11 protein-coding genes, 1 tRNA gene and 1 pseudogene are annotated in these 13,887 nt (G+C 71.4%); 7 read left to right on the top strand and 6 right to left on the bottom strand.

What is annotated here, in order from left to right; all coding sequences use genetic code 11:
• Positions 1–296: 296 nt before the first annotated feature.
• The 4 genes from ACRYM0_RS17705 to ACRYM0_RS17690 form a co-directional block, all read right to left on the bottom strand.
• On the bottom strand, positions 297–1,043 hold the full coding sequence (locus ACRYM0_RS17705; RefSeq protein ID WP_432507158.1) for an NADPH-dependent F420 reductase: 747 nt from the start codon (positions 1,041–1,043) through the stop codon (positions 297–299).
• Positions 1,040–1,819, bottom strand: a complete 780-nt coding sequence (locus tag ACRYM0_RS17700; RefSeq protein WP_242126317.1) for a nitroreductase family protein — start codon at positions 1,817–1,819, stop codon at positions 1,040–1,042. The genes ACRYM0_RS17705 and ACRYM0_RS17700 overlap by 4 nt, the downstream gene beginning before the upstream one ends.
• Entirely contained in the window at positions 1,816–3,150 is a 1,335-nt protein-coding gene (locus ACRYM0_RS17695) for an NtaA/DmoA family FMN-dependent monooxygenase (protein ID WP_432507157.1), read from the bottom strand. Before ACRYM0_RS17695 ends, ACRYM0_RS17700 begins: the two co-directional genes overlap by 4 nt.
• A 63-nt stretch (positions 3,151–3,213) precedes the next feature.
• Positions 3,214–4,830: an MDR family MFS transporter gene (locus ACRYM0_RS17690; protein WP_432507156.1), complete on the bottom strand. Its 1,617-nt coding sequence runs from the start codon at positions 4,828–4,830 to the stop codon at positions 3,214–3,216.
• Between the two features lie 234 nt (positions 4,831–5,064).
• Between ACRYM0_RS17690 and ACRYM0_RS17685 the strand changes: the two genes are divergently transcribed.
• The 3 genes and pseudogenes from ACRYM0_RS17685 to ACRYM0_RS17675 all read left to right on the top strand — a co-directional run.
• Positions 5,065–5,733 carry a TetR/AcrR family transcriptional regulator gene (locus tag ACRYM0_RS17685; RefSeq protein WP_242126323.1) on the top strand — a complete coding sequence of 223 codons (669 nt, stop codon included), beginning with the start codon at positions 5,065–5,067 and terminating at the stop codon, positions 5,731–5,733.
• Positions 5,734–5,982: 249 nt separating this feature from the next.
• Positions 5,983–7,314 carry an NtaA/DmoA family FMN-dependent monooxygenase gene (locus ACRYM0_RS17680; RefSeq protein WP_432507155.1) on the top strand — a complete coding sequence of 444 codons (1,332 nt, stop codon included), beginning with the start codon at positions 5,983–5,985 and terminating at the stop codon, positions 7,312–7,314.
• A gap of 177 nt (positions 7,315–7,491) precedes the next feature.
• Positions 7,492–7,686 (top strand): annotated as a pseudogene (locus ACRYM0_RS17675) (DUF1801 domain-containing protein); the annotation flags it as partial.
• 513 nt (positions 7,687–8,199) lie between these two features.
• On the opposite strand, the gene ACRYM0_RS17670 reads toward ACRYM0_RS17675, so the two are convergent.
• Positions 8,200–9,318: a DUF3616 domain-containing protein gene (locus ACRYM0_RS17670; protein ID WP_432507154.1), complete on the bottom strand. Its 1,119-nt coding sequence runs from the start codon at positions 9,316–9,318 to the stop codon at positions 8,200–8,202.
• 30 nt (positions 9,319–9,348) lie between these two features.
• Positions 9,349–9,421 (bottom strand) — tRNA-Gly (locus ACRYM0_RS17665).
• Positions 9,422–9,641: 220 nt separating this feature from the next.
• Here ACRYM0_RS17665 and dnaK point away from each other — a divergent pair.
• From dnaK to ACRYM0_RS17645, 4 genes are all read left to right on the top strand, one after another.
• Positions 9,642–11,510 carry a molecular chaperone DnaK gene (gene dnaK, locus ACRYM0_RS17660; protein WP_432507153.1) on the top strand — a complete coding sequence of 623 codons (1,869 nt, stop codon included), beginning with the start codon at positions 9,642–9,644 and terminating at the stop codon, positions 11,508–11,510.
• Positions 11,510–12,100 carry a nucleotide exchange factor GrpE gene (gene grpE / locus ACRYM0_RS17655; protein WP_432507152.1) on the top strand — a complete coding sequence of 197 codons (591 nt, stop codon included), beginning with the start codon at positions 11,510–11,512 and terminating at the stop codon, positions 12,098–12,100. The genes dnaK and grpE overlap by 1 nt, the downstream gene beginning before the upstream one ends.
• Before the next feature lie 49 nt (positions 12,101–12,149).
• On the top strand, positions 12,150–13,196 hold the full coding sequence (locus ACRYM0_RS17650) for a DnaJ C-terminal domain-containing protein (RefSeq protein WP_432507151.1): 1,047 nt from the start codon (positions 12,150–12,152) through the stop codon (positions 13,194–13,196).
• A 169-nt stretch (positions 13,197–13,365) separates the two neighbouring features.
• Entirely contained in the window at positions 13,366–13,737 is a 372-nt protein-coding gene (locus ACRYM0_RS17645) for a heat shock protein transcriptional repressor HspR (protein ID WP_432507159.1), read from the top strand.
• The last annotated feature ends 150 nt before the right edge of the window (positions 13,738–13,887 follow it).

The following is a 13,887-nucleotide window of genomic DNA, read 5'->3' as shown; positions in this document are numbered from 1 at the left end:
GGCAGTCACCTGTCCATCTTCGACCACGGGGGTGGGTGTCGTCACGGTCACGATCATGGTTCCGATCTCGCCCTGTCAGGAGAGGTTGCTACGAGCGGCTGGCCTCAACTCACCCTGACAGACAGGGCTTGCCGCTCATATCGATGTCCGCGCTATCACGCCCGTGTCAAGACAGTCACGATCACGGTGAGCTCGGCAAGCGACGCGACAGCTGCGCCTTCGTCATCACAGACACCTCGTCGAGCAACGCCCTGCACCACCCCGCGGTGGGGAGGAAGCCCTCTGCGGCTAGGTCGTCACCGGTACATGAGCCGGTTCACCCGCACCAGGAAGTCCTCACCCAGATCAGCGGTGGGGTCGGCGGTGAGCTCGGCGATGACGGCCATCGCCAGGTCATGCCGCCGGGGAGACCGGGTGACGACCGCTGCGGCCAGCGCGGCCAGCACCTCTGCTGCGCTCAGGTCAGTGCAGTAGACGGGTGCCCCGGGCTGCTGGCGCCAGGACTCGGCCAGGCCACCCGCGTCGACGGCGTCGAAGCCGGTCTCCTCCACCAGGGCCATGCCCAGCGCCCGGTCGGCGTCGTCGTCCGCGGCGACGGGGATGGCGAGCCGTCCGGTTGTGCCGGCCGGGGCGGCGTAGGCGTCGAAGGACTGCGAGGTGATGGCGTTCCACGCCTTGACCACCGGCCGCCCCAGCTGCTCGCTGACCCACAAGCTCTCCACCTGCCCGCCGTCGAGGGCCTCGATGTGCCCGTCGCGCAGCGGGTAGTAGTTGGAGGTGTCGATGACGACCGTGCCGGGCGGCACACCGGCGATGAGGTGGGCGACGTCGGGGATCTTGGCCAGGGGGATGGAGATAATTACGACGTCGACGTCGGTGACGACGTCGGCTGCCTCCACGGCCTGGGCGCCGGTGGACAGCACGTCGGAGTCGATGGTCTGCGGGCCGCGAGAGTTGGCGACCTGGACGTGGTGCCCCGCCTCACTGAGGCGGCGGGTGAGGGTGGCGCCGATGTTGCCGACGCCGAGGATGCCGATCTTCACGTGGGGCTCTCTTCCGTGCTCGTGGTGGGGGTGTCGGACGGCGCGGCCGCGACCCGGGACGCGCGGTCGGGGCCGGACCGCTCGTGGAGGACACCGGGGGTGTCGTGCACGACGACGCTGCGCTGCAGCGGGACGCGGGGCATTTTCAGGTGATTGACCTCGGCCTCCTCATCGGCGGTCCCGAAGGAGATGCCGAAGAGGAGCTTCAGCTCCGCCGGCACCTGCAGGACATCGCGGACGGTGTCGGCGTAGACGCTGAGGACGGCCTGCGGGATGCCGCGGTAGCCGCGCGCGGTCAAGGAGAGCAGGAAGTTCTGCGCGTACATCCCCACGTCCCCGGCGGCCCGGACCCGATCGCCCAACGGGGGCAGGAACAGCAGAGCCACGTGCGGGGCGCCGTAGAAGTCGAGATTGGCACGGACGACGTCTCGCCGGCCCTCGTGGTCGGAGCGTTCCACCCCGTGCGCTGCATAGGTAACCGCGGCCTGCTGCTGCGACCTCTCCTGGTGCACGCCGTCGCCGTAGTCACCGGTGAAGTCCGGTGACGTCCGCTCCTGCTCGAAGGCGTCCAGCAGCGCCTGGGCGAGCGTGTCGCGGGCGGGTCCGGAGACCAGGTGCACCACCCACGGCTGGGTGTTGCTGTTCGAGGGTGCCTGCTGGGCATCCTCGAGGACGGCCCGGATGTCCGCGGCCGGTACGGGGGTGGGCAGGAACCGGCGCGCGGAGCGGCGGGCGCGCACGACGTCGGTGAAGGGTGCGTCCGCAACCATGGTCATGAGCCCTCGACCGCCAACCGGGGGTCGAGGCCGTACTGCTGGTGGGCGCCGAGGTTCTCCCGCAACGTAGGTCCTTCGTAGTCGAGGTGGTAGAGGCCACGCTCCTGCAGGATCGGTACGACCTCGTCGACGAAGGTGTCCACGCCGTCCTCGTAGACGTCGGGGGAGATCCAGAACCCGTCGCAGGCTCCGGCCTCGAACCACTCCTGCAGGTGATCCGCGGTCACCGACGCGGGCCCCACGGGTGTGGGGTGGTAGTCAATCACTCCGTGGGCCAGGACGTCGCGGATGCTCCAGCCCGCTTGGGCGACCTCGAGCGCCTTGGGGGAACGAGGATCGAAGGGGCTGGGCCGGGCCTGGTCGAGTTGCGCTGCGGTCAGCGGCTGGTCGATCTGGTCGAGGTCGAGGGGAAGCCCGAGCATGGACCCCAGGTAGGCGACCCGGTCAGGGAAGGTGTGCTCACCGAGGGCGGTGCGACGGTCGAGGGCCTTACGCACGGTGGGGGCGATGGCGGGCATGACCCCGGCGAAGAACTTGACCTCGTCCGGGTCGCGTCCGGCGCGGCGGGCGGCGTCGCGAACGGCTTCTCGTTGGGCGCGGGCGTCCTCGATGGTGAAGGTGGCCCCGATCACGCCGCTGGCGTAGCGCCCGGCGATCTGCAGGCCGTTCGCTCCGCCACCGGCGGAGAAGACGACGGGCTGTCCCTGCTCAGACGGTGGGATGGGCAGCGGTCCGCGGGAGGCGACGTATTCACCCTGCAGGTTGACGGGCTGGACCTGGGCGGCGTCGGCGAAGCGTCCGCTCTCGGCGTCCTTGATCCAGGCCTCGGCCCCCCAGCTGCCCCACAGGGCCTGGACGATCTGGATGGCCTCGTGGGCGCGCTGGTAGCGCTGGGGACGCGGGGCGATGGTCGCGCCGAAGTTCGCCGCCGAGGCGGGCTCGCTGGTCGTCACCGCGTTCCAGCCGGCGCGGCCGTGGCTCATCACGTCCAAGGTCTTGAACTGACGCGCGATGTTGTAGGGCTCGTTGAACGTCGTGGAGCCGGTGATGACGAACCCGATGCGCTCGGTCTCCCGCGCGATCGCCGCCATCGTGAGCATCGGCTCCAGGGTGAGCATCGGCGGTGCGTGGTCGAGGTCGTCCGGTGGGGTGAGGTGGTCGGGGACGAAGAGGAAGGCGAACTTGCCCCGCTCGGCGGAGCGGGCGTAGCGGACCAGGGCGTCGATGTCGGTGTAGTTGGAGGGGTCGACCCCGGGAGCGCGCCAGGCACCGGGCTGGCTGCCGTAGCCGTTGCCCAGCTGCATGGCCAGGATCATCTGCGGTTTGGTCATCGTGGTTCCTCGGCGAAGGCGGGACCGCTGCCGCGGTCGTGGGTGGGGAGGTGCTTGGGACGGTCAGTGCCCGGTGGAAACCGGCACCGTGCCCGTGCCCGTGGTCTTGGCCCGGCCAGGCAGGAAGAGGGCACCGATCACGGCGGCGGCGGCGATGACCGCGGCGGCGGTGAAGGCCCCCTGGACTCCCGCCAGGGAACCACCACCCGCGTTCGCGGCCGGGTCGCCGGCGTCGGAGGTGATGGTGAGGACGGTGATGAGCACCGCGACGCCGATGGCCCCACCGAGCTGCTGCAGGGTGTTCAGCGCGGCGCTGCCGTGCCCGTAGAGGTTCTCCGGCAGCGAGGCCAGGGCGAGGGTGAACAGTGCGGTCCACATGAACGCCTGACCGGTGCAGATGGCCAGGTGGGTCAGCAGGATGACGGCCACCGGCCGCTCGGGGGTGGCGGTGGACATGAACCACAACGCGGCGACGTCGATGAGGGCGCCGATGATGACCAGGGTCCGCGGTCCGGTCTTCTCGTAGAGGCGTCCCACGATCGCGGAGACGATGGCGATGGCCGCACCGCCGGGCACCAGCAGCAGGCCGGTCTCCAGGACCCCCAGGCCCAGGACGTCCTGCAGCACCAGGGGAAGGAGGACGCCGACGCCGAAGGCGGTGGAGACCAAGAACAGCACGACGATGCTGGCCAGGGTGAAGCCGCGGTGGGTGAAGATCCGCATGTCCAGCAGGGCCGCGTCGCGGCGCTGCAGGCGGCGCTGACGCAGGACGAAGGCGGCGATGCCGGCCAGCCCGAGGACGACGGCGAGCAAGGAACTCGTCGGCAGGTGCCCGCCGGAGGTGTCGTGGGCGCTGGCCAGGCCGAAGACCAGGGCCCCGAAGCCGATCGCGGCCAGGATCAGGGAGGTGGCGTCGATGCTGCTGGGGACCGGGGTGGTCAGGTTGCGCATCAGGATCCCGCCCACGACGAGGGCGATCGCGGCCAGGGGCAGGACGAGGATGAAGATCCAGCGCCAGCTGAGGTTGGCCACGATCAGCCCGGAGATGGCCGGGCCGATCGCGGGGGCGACGGCACCGACGGCGGTGGTCAGGGCCATCAAGGAGCCGCGCCGGCCTTCGGGGGCCAGGCGGAAGGTGGTGGCCATCATCAGCGGGGCCAGGGTCGCGGTGCCGGCGGCCTGGACGATGCGCCCGGTGAGCAGGACCTCGAAGGTGGGGGCGAGGGCGGCGATGGCGGTGCCGACGGTGAACAGGGCCATCGTGGCGACGAAGAGGGGGCGCATGTTGAAGCGCTGCATGAGGAAGCCGGTGGCGGGAATGATCACGGCCATGGTGAGGGCGTAGGCGGTGGTCAGCCACTGCCCCGTGGCGGCGGTGATGTTCAGTTCGGCCATGACCTGGGGCAGGGCGACCCCCATGACCATCTCGTTGAAGATGACGATGAAGGCGGAGACGGCCAGGACGGCGATGACGACGACCTCGCCGGGCTCCAGGTGGGTCTTGGGCGCGGGGGCAGTCGTGGGTGCCTCCGCTGGGCGCGACCCGTGGTCCCCCGTCCGGCGGTCGGTTGTGGTCGATGACGTGGTCGACGGCGCGGTGGACGGCGTCGAGGCGCGGGCCGACTGCGTGGGAAGGCTCGGCTGCGTGCTCGTCGGTGTCGGTTCTGGTGTCTGGGTCACGGCGATCGGCTCCGGATCATGTCGGTGGGCTCAGGCCACGTCATCCCGGTCGAGGTCACCTAGGAGGTGAGTCGACGTGAGGTGTGTCGTGCAGGGGAAGAGAGCGGCACAGCAGCGGGTCGGGCTACCGCCCAGTGAGGTGGGGCGCCTGAATCCGTAGAGGGAGACGTCCTCCGCTTGCCTTGGCCAAGATTAAGGAGGTAGTCTCCGATTTGTCAACGAGAGGGTGTCGCCATGATCGAACCAGCCGCCGACGCACCTGCGACCGCACCGGCCGACGCGGCCCACGGCGCCGACGCAGGCATCAACGCCACGACCAAGGCGCCGACCGCAAGCCGTCCCCGCAAGACGCGCAGCGACAAGCAGCGCAACCGCGCTCACATCCTCGAAGTCGCCGAGGAGTTCTTCACCGAGCAGGGCGCGGCCAGCTCCCTGGACGCCATCGCCAAACGGGCCGGCATCGGGCCCGGCACCCTCTACCGGCACTTCCCCACCCGCGAAGCGCTGCTGGCTGCTCTGCTCGAAGCGCGCGATGAAGAACTGACCGCCCGCCGCGACGCCATCGTGGCGGAGGAGACTGATTCCGCCCGCGCGCTGGAACGGTGGCTGGACGCACTGGACACTTGGGCCAGCGCCTTCAACGGCCTTCCAGACCCACTGCGCGACGCCCTCACCACGGAAACCTCACCGTTGGCGATGACGTGTCAGGGCTACGTCACTACCACCGACCAGTTCCTCGCCGCCGCCCAGCGTGATGGTCGTGCCCAGCCGTGGGTCCGCGGAAGAGAGTTGTTCCTCAGCGTGCTGGCCACCGCCTGGGTGCGCGGTGCGGCCCTCGCTGATGAGGCCTCAGCTCAGTCACTGCGCGCCATCCTGCGCTCAGGGTGGGCCCTGCCCGACTGAGCCGTACCCACCCTCGACGTCACGCCCGTCAGCGGCCACAACGGCCGCAATGGCCGCGCCGGCCACGACCCCTGAGGACGCTGGGGGACGGCTCGCCGAGAGAGCACAGCAGTGACACCTCACCCCGGGGGCCTCGGCCTGCTCGGTGATCGGTTCCAGGTCGATCACACCTCCGGTGCTGCGTGCTGCCCCGGCACCCTCCACCGCCCGTTCCCTTCTTCTCCTCCTACTCTTGCGTGAGAGGTTTCGATGAACCACCGCACGATGATCCTCGGCCTGCACCTGGGCACCGGCTACGGCTCCCAGGCCGCCTCCTGGCGTCACCCGGACGTGGACCCCGCCAACTACACGAACTTCGACGCCCAGGTCCGTTACGCGCAGGCTGCTGAACGGGGGAAGTTCGCCTTCCTCTTCCTGCCCGACTCCCTGGCCATGACCCGCGACCTGGACCACGAAGTCCCGCAGGCGACGCTGGAGCCGATGCTCACCCTCGCCGCGATCGCCCGCGAGACGAAGCGCATCGGCTTCGTGGCCACCGGCTCGACCACCTTCAACGAGCCCTACAACCTCGCCCGCCAGTTCAAGACCCTCGACGTCATGAGCCACGGCCGCTCCGGCTGGAACGCGGTCACCACCAGCGACCCAGCCGCCGCCGCCAACTTCGGCCAGGCCATCGCCGATCGTCCCGAGCGCTACGCCCGTGCCCACGAGATGATCCAGATCGTCCAAGCGCTCTGGGGCAGCTGGGAAGCCGACGCGTGGGTCAAAGACCAGGCCACCGGGGTCTTCGCCGACACCGCGAAAATCCAACCCGTAAACCTGCAGGGCCGCTACGTCGCCGCCCGTGGCCCACTGCCCGTTCCGCCCTCCGAGCAGGGTCAGCCGGTCATCTTCTCCGCCGGCGGCGGGCAGAACGGACTCAACATCGCCGGGCGCTACGCCAGCGGCGTCATCGGCGCCGCCTTCAGCATCGACGACGCCCGCGCCCAGCGCGACGCCGTGCGCGAGGCAGCCCGGGCGGCGGGCCGCGACCCCGATGACGTCAAGTACTTCGCCGGCGTCATGCCCGCCCTCGGCACCTCCGTGCGCGATGCCCTGGATCGCAGGATCCGATTGAACGGTGACGTCTTCCCCGCCCGGGCGCCGCACCTGGGCGCCATGCTCGGCCTGCCCCTGGACGCCCGTCGCCTGGATGAGCCCCTCACGCCCGCTGAGCTGGCCGCCGCGCGTCCCAGTCCCTTCGACCCCCGCTCCCAGCACGCCCTCGAGGTGGCCCGTCAGGGCTGGACGATCCGCGAGGTCCTCGCCCACGGTGTCATCGACTACCACCCCACCCCGGTCGGCCCGCCCGAGGTCGTCGCCGACCACCTGCAGGAGTGGTTCGAGGCCGGCGCCGTCGACGGCTTCTGGGTCTCTCCCGACGTCAACGAGCGGGACATCGACACCTTCGTCAACGAAGTCATCCCCCTGCTGCAGGAACGGGGGCTGTACCACCGGGACTACGAAGGCGCGACGCTCCGGGAGAACCTCGGCGTCCCTTACCAGTACGGCCTCGACCCGCGCCTGCAAGCCGAAGCCTGAGGTCCTCCGATGCGTACCTGCTCCGTGCGTTCAGGTCGCCCGCATCGGGGCACGCCCATTCGTCTCGCGCCTACCGTGCGGGCGGCCTCGCAGCGGCCCCCCGTCGCATGGCCTCAGCCGCTCTTGACCGCTTCGCTCGGTCGGCCAGGCATACCTTCCCATCCATAGATCCGAAGAGCCAGTTATGCGGCGTTCAGCAAGCAGTGCGGGCTCTATCTCCTTCCGGGCGCCATCTCCAAGCACGCTGAAGAAATCGCGGCGGCCGGCCTGAAGGCGACCAAGACTGGCATCACTTTCTCACCGCGCAAGCCGATTCCGGACGACCTCGTCGAACGGCTGGCGCGGGCATCGCGAGACGACGCCGGGGCCTGAGGCGCAACTCTGGCGTGCCGGCGGGCCCGCGCTGTGATCGGACGCTAGGGCGGTGATCGAGCTCTGGCGCAGGAGTCGTAGCCGTCGGAGGTGGAGAAGGCGTCCTGGATCTAGACGGCGGCCAGGGCAGTTCCTTCCCTGTGTTGACAGTCACGGTCGGGCGGCGGGGGCCTTTCCTGTCCCGTCCCAGCGTCCGTTTCAGTTTCGTTCAGGCGAGTCGGGATGAACGCACCGCGATCGTCGGTCACCGTCACGCTGTTTGGCGAGCACGAGGCCCACGGCGTGGAAGTTCGACCTCGCTCTCGTCGACCGCCCCAGGACGGGGGCTCGTGGGACGCGACGACGGTCACGGATCCTCGTCCCCGAGCTGGACTGAGCGCCCGCCACGGGCAGCGCGTCGCGCACGGGCACGCGACGGGGGAGTTCGGCGACCACCTCCGCAGGTGCGGTGCCGGTGAACTCGGCCGGGGGTCCACGACCGCGGGGTGATTGCCGGGCGGGGCCCCCGGGTGCTCAGGCCGGTGGCAGGTCCCACACGTCGGCGAGCATCCCGCCGTCGTCGGTGTGCCGGGCGGCGGCGGGGGAGTCGAGCACCACGAGCAGTTGCTCGCCGTGGTCGGTGCCGTGGGCGCCGGGGGGCAGCACGGCGATGCCCTCCGCGTGGTCCTCGCCGTGCCCGTGCGGCAGGTCCAGGACGACGGGCAGCTCGTCGGGGCGCACCACCTCGGCGCCGTCGGCGGCGCAGGCGCCCACCCACCGGTGCACGCGCACCGGCCCGGACAGGCTCATCGACGGGCCCGCCAGCACCAGGAGGTCCTCCCCGTGCGGGCAGAGGTCGCGCACGCCCAGGCCGCCCAGGTCGAGCAGGTGCAGGCGGTAGCGCTCGCCCTGGCCGGGCCCGTCGCCGAAGCGGGTGAGCTGGAGCCGGTGCGGGTCCTTCGGGTGGGTCTCGGGCCGCACCTCCACCACGACCGCCCAGCCGCGCAGCACGGGCCCGCGGAAGCCGACGTACAGGCGGACCTCGTCGTCGCGGTGGTGCACGGCGACGCCCTCGACGTCCACGCCGTTGTCCTTGCTGGGGATGCGCAGGAAGGGGGCGATGAGGTCGTCGTCGTCGAGCAGGTCGGTCAGGGCGTCATCGTGGGCGCCGAGGACGGCGGCGGTGAGCTCCTCGCCGTCGACCTCGACGCGGCGGGCGGGCAGGCCCGTGGCGGGGTCGACGGGCAGGCGGACCAGCACGTAGCGGTTGTCCTCGCGCACCACCTTGCCCAGGCGCTTGCGGGCCTTGGCGTCGGAGTCCTCGGGGCGGATCTTCTTGCGCTTGAGGCTGTGCGAGCCGATCGCCCACAGCCAGGGGCCGTTGCGGGCGAGGCCCTCGATGTCTGCCTCCTCCTCGCCGCCGGCGGGCATGTCCACGAGGTCGGCCAGGTGCACGCTGACCTGCTCGGCGTAACCGGTGACCTCGCCGTCGGTGGAGCGCTGCGCGGTGAGGCGCTCCACCGTGGCGGTCTCGTCGCCGGCGACCCACAGGTGCTCGCCGTCGGTGCGGACGGCGGAGAGGTTGGTGTGGGTCTCGCCGGCGCGGGAGTCGGCGGAGAAGCGCAGCGGGATTCGTCGCACGGGAGCGTCCACGACGACGACCCTAGTCAACAGGGGGGGGAGAGCGGACGACGGGACTCGAACCCGCGACCCTCACCTTGGCAAGGTGATGCGCTACCAACTGCGCTACGTCCGCACGCCCGCTGGTCCGGCCGGAGCCGGTCCTGCGTGGCGTCGTAGACCTTAGCCCACGCCGGGGGGCGCTCCCGACAGGACCCGGCGGCGCGGGAACACGCGCGCCCCTTCGGCAGTTGAGCCGAGTGGACTCAAGTGAGCTGACTGCCGGGTTGACAGATCTGCTGCGGTCGGCAGACTTGAGCTCAGAAGGCTCAATCGTCGAGAAGGGGATCTCCACCATGGCACGTGCGGTCGGCATCGACCTCGGTACCACCAACTCCGTCGTCTCCGTCCTGGAGGGCGGTGAGCCGACGGTCATCGCCAACGCCGAGGGTGGGCGCACGACCCCGTCCGTCGTGGCGTTCGCCAAGAACGGCGAGGTCCTGGTCGGCGAGATCGCCAAGCGCCAGGCCGTCACCAACGTCGACCGGACGATCCGCTCGGTCAAGCGCCACGTCGGCACCGACTGGACCGTCGCGATCGACGACAAGAAGTACACCCCGCAGGAGATCAGCGCCCGCGTCCTGCAGAAGCTCAAGCGCGACGCCGAGTCGTACCTGGGCGAGGCCGTCACCGACGCCGTCATCACCGTGCCCGCGTACTTCTCCGACGCGCAGCGCCAGGCCACCAAGGAGGCCGGCGAGATCGCCGGCATGAACGTCCTGCGCATCATCAACGAGCCCACCGCGGCCGCGCTCGCCTACGGCCTGGACAAGGGCAAGGAGGACGAGCTCATCCTCGTCTTCGACCTCGGCGGCGGCACGTTCGACGTGTCCCTCCTGGAGGTCGGCAAGGACGAGGACGGCTTCTCCACCATCCAGGTGCGCGCCACCTCCGGCGACAACCACCTCGGCGGCGACGACTGGGACCAGCGCATCGTCGACCACCTGCTGAAGAAGGTGCAGGGCAGCTACGGCATCGACCTGTCCAAGGACAAGATCGCGATGCAGCGCCTGCGCGAGTCCGCCGAGCAGGCCAAGAAGGAGCTGTCGACGGCGACCAGCACCGGCATCTCCCTGCAGTACCTGTCGATGACGGAGAACGGCCCCGTCCACCTGGACGAGCAGCTCACCCGCGCGCAGTTCGAGCAGATGACGCAGGACCTGCTGGACCGCACCAAGGCTCCGTTCCACGCGGTCATCCGCGACGCCGACGTCAAGCTCGCCGACATCGACCACGTGGTGCTCGTCGGTGGTTCCACCCGCATGCCCGCGGTGACGAACGTCGTCAAGGAGCTGACCGGCGGCCGCGAGCCCAACAAGGGCGTGAACCCGGACGAGGTCGTCGCCATCGGCGCCGCCCTGCAGGCCGGTGTCCTCAAGGGCGAGCGCAAGGACGTCCTGCTCATCGACGTCACCCCGCTGTCCCTGGGCATCGAGACCAAGGGCGGGATCATGACCAAGCTCATCGAGCGCAACACGGCCATCCCGACCAAGCGCTCGGAGGTGTTCACCACCGCCGACGACAACCAGCCCTCGGTGCTCATCCAGGTGTTCCAGGGCGAGCGCGAGCTGGCCCGCGACAACAAGCCGCTGGGCACGTTCGAGCTCACCGGCATCGCGCCCGCCCCGCGCGGCGTGCCGCAGGTCGAGGTCACCTTCGACATCGACGCCAACGGCATCGTCCACGTGTCGGCGAAGGACCGCGGCACCGGCAAGGAGCAGTCGATGACCATCTCCGGCGGCAGCGCGCTGTCGAAGGAGGACATCGAGCGCATGGTCAAGGACGCCGAGGCCCACGCGAACGAGGACAAGCAGCGCCGCGAGGAGGCCGAGGCCCGCAACCAGGCCGAGAGCCTCGTCTACCAGACGGAGAAGTTCATCGCCGACAACGCGGACAAGCTGCCCGCGGAGGGCCGCGAGGAGACCGAGAAGGCCGTCGCGGAGCTCAAGAGCGCGCTGAACGGCACCGACGCGGCCGAGATCAAGGCCAAGACCGAAGCCGTGGCGCAGGCCAGCCAGAAGCTGGGCTCGGCGATGTACGCGCAGGCGCAGGGTGAGGGTTCCCCCGCCGGTGACGCGGGCGCCTCGGCCGGCCCGGACTTCACCAAGCCCGCCGACGAGGACGTCGTGGACGCCGAGGTCGTCGACGACGAGAAGGACAAGTGATGTCGGAGGAGTTCCCCGAACCCACGGTCGTCCGCGACCGTCGCCGCATCGACCCCGAGACCGGGCAGCTGCGCGAGCCGGCACCCGCCGCGGAGCAGCCCGCCGAGGCGGCGGCCCAGCCGACCGTGGGTGGCCCGGACGACGGCGCCGCCGACGCCGAGCTGGAGGCCGCGCAGGCCCTGGCGGCCGAGCGGCTGGAGGAGCTGCAGCGGCTGAACGCCGAGTACGTCAACTACCGCAAGCGGGTCGACCGCGACCGGGACGTGGCGCGCAACGCGGCGCTCTCCAGCGTGGCGGAAGCGCTGTTGCCGGTGCTGGACGACGTGCACCTGGCGCGCCAGCACGGCGACCTCACCGGCCCGTTCTCCGCGATCGCCGACAAGCTGGAGGCGACGCTGGGCCGGTTCGGGCTGGAGCGCTACGGCGAGCCGGGCGAGCCGTTCGACCCGGCGGTGCACGAGGCGCTCATGCACAGCCACTCCGACGAGCACGAGGTCGCCACCTGCGTGCAGGTCCTGCAGCCGGGCTACCGGTTCGGCGAGCGGGTGCTGCGGCCGGCGCGCGTCGCGGTGGCCGACCCGCAGGGATGAGCCCGGCGGGAGTCCAGAGGATCGACAGCACAGGGGGGAGGGGACGCCGGTGAGCATGCAGGACTGGGCCGAGAAGGACTTCTACGCCGTTCTCGGCGTCTCCCACGACGCCGACGCCGCCGAGATCAAGAAGGCGTACCGCAAGAAGGCGCGCACCCTGCACCCGGACGCCAACCCGGGTGACGCGGCCGCCGAGCAGCGGTTCAAGGAGGTCGGGGAGGCGTACGCCGTCCTGTCCGACCCCGAGCAGCGCCGTCAGTACGACGGCGTGCGCGCCATGGTCGGCGGTGGCGCCCGGTTCTCCGCCGGCGGCGCCGGCGCACCGGGCGCCGGAGCGGGTTTCGAGGACCTGCTCGGCGGGTTGTTCGGCCAGGGCGGCCGCCCGCCCGGCGGCGTGCGGTTCGGCACGCCCGGCGGCGCGGGGGCCGGGGGTTTCGAGGACCTGCTCGGCGGGTTGTTCGGCCAGGGCGGTCCGGGTGCCCCGGGAGGTGCCGGGAACCCGTTCGGGGGCCCGCCGCCGCCGGCGCGCGGGCAGGACCTGGAGGCCTCGGCGCGGGTGGGTTTCCGCGCCGCGCTGGAGGGCGCGACGGTGACGCTGCGGGTCCCCGACCCGCGCGGCGGCCCGGTGCGCACCGTCAACGCCCGGCTGCCGCAGGGTGTGCGCGACGGGCAGAAGGTCCGCCTGCGCGGCCAGGGGATGCCCGGGCCCGGCGGCACGGCCGGCGACCTGCTCGTCACCGTGCACGTCGAACCGCACCCGGTGTTCACGCGCGAGGGCGACGACCTGCGCATGACGCTGCCGGTCTCGTTCGACGAGGCGGTGCTGGGGGCGACGGTGGAGGTGCCGACCCTGGACGGCGCGACCGTCCGGGTCAAGGTCGCGCCCGGCACGCCGTCGGGCCGCACCCTTCGCCTGAAGGGGCGCGGCGTGAAGCGCTCGCGCTCCTCCGACGACCGCGGCGACCTGCTGATCACCGTGGAGGTCGTGGTTCCGCAGCGCGTGGACGGCGCCGTGCGCGAGGCCGTGGAGGCGTTCGCGAAGGCCACCGCCGGTGAGGACCCGCGCGCCGGCCTGGCGGAGCGGGCGCGCAGCTAGGCAGTCCCCGCCAGGCCGCCCCGGTTCCGCCGGGGCGGTCTGGCGGGTCCCTCCGGGTCCTGCCCGGGGGTCGCAGGGGTTTCGAGCGGGTGGGAGGAGGCGGGGCGTGTTCGACCACGACGACGACGCGGCGGTGTTCGTCATCTCGGTGGCGGCGGAGCTGGCGGGGATGCACCCGCAGACGCTGCGCCAGTACGACCGGCTGGGGCTGGTCTCCCCGAGCCGCGCGCGCGGGCGCGGGCGGCGCTACTCCGCGCGCGACATCGCCCAGCTGCGCGAGGTGCAGCGCCTGTCCCAGGAGGACGGCGTGAACCTCGCCGGCATCAAGCGCATCCTGGAGCTGGAGAACCAGGTGACCGCGATGGGCCGGCGCATCGAGCAGCTGGAGGCCGAGGTGGACCTGGTGCGCCAGCAGGCGCGGCGGATCTTCGCCGCGGGGATGGCCGGCGACATCGTCGCCACCCCCGTCGGCAAGCGCCCGCCCTCCCCGCAGCGCTCGACCGCGCTGGTGGTGTGGCGCCCGGAGCGCGCCCCGCGCTGACGCTCACCCCGCGACGAGGCCGCCGGCCGCGACCACCTGGTAGCGGTGCGGCCGGCCGGCCCAGCACGCCCACGAACGCGGTCAGGGCCAGCAGGTGCGCGGCGACCAGCGGCAGCAGCACGCGCCGCTGCCCGTGCCGGTCGCACAGCA

The sequence above is a fragment of the Kineococcus arenarius subsp. arenarius genome (assembly GCF_050871845.1).
Taxonomy (GTDB): domain Bacteria; phylum Actinomycetota; class Actinomycetes; order Actinomycetales; family Kineococcaceae; genus Kineococcus.
The sequence above is the reverse complement of the archived record's forward strand: the minus strand, read 5'-3'. Positions and strand labels throughout refer to the sequence as shown.